Here is a 1,261-nt window from a genome sequence, read left to right on the forward strand (position 1 = left end):
CGGAGACCGCGCTGGCCCGCGGGGCCGCGCTGGCGTCGGCGAACGCGCCGCTGTTTGCCTCGTCGACCGCCGCGCTGGCATATGCGCAGGATCCCGGCACGGGCTCGGTCGACCAGTACTCGCTTCCCGAGTACCTCTATGTCCCGATCGGCTCGGAACCCGGCGACGACGACCTCGCCTACAGCGCGGTGGGGGACGAGGACGCCGATTCACCGACCGTCGTCATCGAGAAGCTCTTCCTTCCCGAGGAGAGCCAGCCGAAGCGGCGGCCGGTGCTGCTGGTCGGCAGCGGGCTGGCGGTGGTCGGCATCAGCGCGGTGCTGGCGCTCGAGATCGCGTTGGCGATCGGGATCCGCAACACGGGAACCGTGGCCCTGCAGCCCACACCGGGGCAGCACCTCATCGTCCCCGAGCAGGCGCCGGTCCCGGCGCCGGTGCAGGCGTCCGAACCGCTGTCGAAGATCAGCCTGCCCGTCCCGGTGGCCGCCCCCAAGCCGCTGAGCCCGCCGGCCGCCGCGCCGTTGCCCGCGGTTGCGCCTCCGGCGGCCCCTCCGCTGCCCGCCGCCCCTCCGGTTCCCGCGGCGCCGGTCCCCGTCGTGGTCCCGCCGGTGCCGGTGCCGGTGCCGGTGCGCATCCCGGTTCCGGTTCCCGACCCCATCGACAGCCCCCCGCTGTTCGAGGCCCCGCCGCGCCTGACGATCCCGCAACCGGTGCAGCCCCAGCCGCCGGTGCATCTGCCCCAACCGCCGTCGCCCCCGCAGGTCACCGTCCCGCAGTCACCGCCGCACCAGACGCCGCCCGGCGAGGGCACCGCTCCCAAGCCGAGCGGTCCGGGTAACTACCGCGGCGGTCACTCTCCCACGCCCGGGGAGAGCGGCCCGGGTGGCTCGGGCGGTTCGGGCGGCCCCGGTGGGCACGTGCCGACGCCGGGTTCGGGCGGTCCTGGTGGGCATGTGCCGACGCCGGGTTCGGGTGGTCCCGGTGGGCATGTGCCGACGCCGGGTTCGGGCGGCCCCGGTGGGCATGTGCCGACGCCGGGTTCGGGTGGTCCTGGTGGGCATGTGCCGACGCCGGGTTCGGGTGGTCCCGGTGGGCATGTGCCGACGCCGGGATCCGGCGGTCCCGGCGGTTTGGGCGGCGGCCACCTGCCCGCGCCCGGTAGCGGTCCGGGCGGCCTGGGTGGCGGGCATGTCCCCACACCACCGGCGGGCGGTCCCAGCGGCGGGCTTGGCGGCTTCGGCGGTGGTCACGCTCCGGCTCC

Annotated in this window: 1 pseudogene; it reads left to right on the top strand. The window is 76.2% G+C overall.

The window, feature by feature from the left end:
* A pseudogene (locus tag A5659_RS28145) lies at positions 1-1,261 on the top strand (hypothetical protein); the annotation flags it as partial.

It is taken from the genome of Mycobacterium sp. 1165196.3 (assembly GCF_001673415.1).
Lineage (GTDB): Bacteria > Actinomycetota > Actinomycetes > Mycobacteriales > Mycobacteriaceae > Mycobacterium > Mycobacterium europaeum_A.